The sequence below is a fragment of the Pseudomaricurvus sp. genome (assembly GCF_965662505.1).
Taxonomy (GTDB): Bacteria; Pseudomonadota; Gammaproteobacteria; order Pseudomonadales; family Cellvibrionaceae; genus Pseudomaricurvus.
The window spans coordinates 1-2,605 of sequence record NZ_CBFIHX010000223.1 but is presented as its reverse complement, the minus strand read 5'-3'; the positions used below and the strand labels follow the sequence as shown (position 1 = coordinate 2,605).

Annotated in this window: 4 protein-coding genes; 1 reads left to right on the top strand and 3 read right to left on the bottom strand. The window is 46.3% G+C overall.

Going from position 1 to position 2,605, the window contains the following annotated elements; genetic code table 11:
* A partial coding sequence (locus ACTG33_RS16930; protein ID WP_439136417.1) for an acyl-CoA dehydrogenase family protein occupies positions 1-229 on the top strand: 229 nt, incomplete at its 5' end.
* 136 nt (positions 230-365) lie between these two features.
* Here ACTG33_RS16930 and ACTG33_RS16925 read toward each other — a convergent pair.
* The 3 genes from ACTG33_RS16925 to ACTG33_RS16915 all read right to left on the bottom strand — a co-directional run.
* Positions 366-773 (bottom strand): GFA family protein, encoded by a 408-nt coding sequence (locus ACTG33_RS16925; protein ID WP_439136415.1) that lies wholly within the window; start codon positions 771-773, stop codon positions 366-368.
* Between the two features lie 493 nt (positions 774-1,266).
* Positions 1,267-2,067 carry a hypothetical protein gene (locus ACTG33_RS16920; RefSeq protein ID WP_439136413.1) on the bottom strand — a complete coding sequence of 267 codons (801 nt, stop codon included), beginning with the start codon at positions 2,065-2,067 and terminating at the stop codon, positions 1,267-1,269.
* Positions 2,068-2,258: 191 nt separating this feature from the next.
* Positions 2,259-2,605: PEP-CTERM sorting domain-containing protein (locus ACTG33_RS16915; RefSeq protein WP_439136411.1), on the bottom strand; the 347-nt coding region annotated here is incomplete at its 5' end.

Sequence of the window (2,605 nt, the reverse complement as noted above, 5' to 3'; positions counted from 1 at the left end):
GGCCGACAGCGACTGTCAGTTAATGGCGAAAAAAGCCAAGCTGATGGCCTGCTCCATGTTTGCCAGTGTCTCCGAAGAAGCCCTGCAACTGCACGGCGGCATCGGCATGGCGTCAGAGCACCCTTGTCACCTGTTCCTGAAGCGCTCCATGCTCAACGAACACCTGGGCAGCGGTGACGGCAATTACGATCTGGAAATTGCAGATCGCTTTTTGGCTCAGTTGGGTTAAGTAGCGATTGGCTTAAGTTAGATTTTGCTTAAGAAAAAGCCTCCGTCGGAGTAATCCGGCGGGGGCTTTTTTGTTGGGGAGGTGTTTGTTCTAGCCGGTGAAGTTGAGCGTTCTAATTGACGCGTTTGTTAGCCGCCTAGGGCTGTGTCTCATAGCTCAACACACCTTCTGGTATTTGTACCCATTCTTGCTTTTCACAAACCCAAACGTGAATGGTTGGGTTGATATCACTTGTATCTGAAAGCGTGGACGGCTTCAACATTAGGTGTTGTGGGTTATCTGGATTGTAATGGTATATGTGGTTAGCGCACACCGGGCAGAACTTAGCTGAGCTTGTATTTCCACTAGCAGCAACCCTGCTCCACTCATTCATTTCACCAGTTATATCAATGGCGTCTGAATCTATCATTGCCGTAAGGCTAAAGGCGCTCGCCGAAAGCTTTTGACATTGCTTGCAGTGACACGCGGCTACAGCAATCGGAGGTTTAGAGAGCTTGTAGGTAACTTGTCCGCATTGGCATGAGCCAGTAATTGGGTATTTCATTCGTAATAAACCTGTATTGTGCAATGCCCGGTTCAAAAATTTATCCAGTGCAGCTGATTGTTAAGGTTTCTATTATCAGAGCAATGGTAGGCATAAAATGATCGCCAGCGAAGATGCCCCAAAAAGCAATGTAAGCGCACCAGCCCATGATATAGCTTTGGCTTGCTTATATGCATGGCACTTGCTCAAGAAACTTCCCGCAAAAGCCAAAGCCCTGCACCTATATAGATGGTACTTAGTAATCTTGACTCCGTTCCATAAAAGGTAACCAATGTTCCAATTGGTGAGTTACCTTTTCCAATTAAAGTACAACTGGCTTGAACAAGTGCGTACGCCCCGTACACAAACAGAGCACACGCCAGAATAAGACCGAGGAATATCATTTTTACTTTTTCATATCTCGGTAGCGAATCCACATCAATGCTCATTTCTGGTCTGTCACCTTAACACTGCACTCAGCAGCGTGTCCGCAGCAGTGCTTTATTAAATTACTTTATTCGCAACCTGCAGCCCTTGGGCATTCCCGCTTAACAGTAGATATCGCAACAAAATTGATTTTTGTATTTAGAATGTGCGTCTCACCCAAGGCCTCATCCTCTGAAACTTTCGGAAACCAAAATATTTCATCAATCGAAGTATTCGGAATATGACTGGTTTGATAAAAGCAGCTATGAACACCAGCTCTATAATAAAGTCCGGAATCAGCCTGGCTTCCACCACATTCAATCTCAAGGTAATTCATGCAACGCCCATTCGCGCCATAGTTCCAGTCTGACACACGGCAAGACCCAAGTCCTGCTGTGAACTCCCCAAGAGAAGTATTTGGAAAATCTACTGCAATCCTTTTAGGGCTAGGTAAATGACTGTGATTTCCATTCGGTAAAGGACCATACTCTATTGAATTATATGACTTTTTATTTCCGCCAAATAATTTTACTCTATACCCAGATTTTTCGTAAACACGGGTATTCTCATACTCTTCAATCGGAACTCCTAGCATAGTCTCTGCATACCTAAATGTTTTAGAACGAATTCCATCAGGTAGCAGACTCTCAAAACCTTCCTCTAATAACTGCCTATCATTTTCTTTTACAGACGCATAGTTATTATGAATTTCAACGTCGCGAGCGTTACCCACATACGAACTCTGATTATCTACAGATATGCTAGAAAAACTCGACGAGTTATCAAGAGCATAGATTGCGGAAAGGAGCCCTAATATCGATGCCAAAGACCCTACTACACCAAGTTTCCCCCAAATTTTTAATCTCTTGAACCGCTCAATGATGTTCATTTTTTTGCTAATACCTTTGTGAACATTTAACGCTCGCAACACCGAACAATTTGGAGCGAAGCGGAAAATTGTTCCGAGTGCTTGCGCTTGTTATACGTGATATGCATCATTATCTCTATGTCAAAGTTCGGCCAGAAGCCGTCATCCATAAAAAAGCTCACCGAAGTGAGCTGGTACATCAGGAGTTCTTGTTAAGCTTTACGGCGCAGTCTCAGCCCTAGGAGGCCGAGGCCGAGAAGGGCAAGCGTGGCTGGGGCGGGGACCGCTTGTTCGGGGACGTCCAACGAGACAACCCATCCGGACGCCCCGTTAAAGTCCGTGCCAACAAAAATCTCATCGAGGCTCGTTTCCACGCCGGTTTGGTACATATATGCGCTGCTGCCAGTATTATCGATACCGGTGAAGCTCGACGTACCCTGGAAGTTACTCGTGGCCACGATTCCGGTGGCGTCGGTTGCGAAGAGGGGCGTGTCCGTCGCGTCGAACCATGTTGTGTCGGCGTTGTCCCAGAATGCGCTGTAGGCCCCGCTGGTGAAGG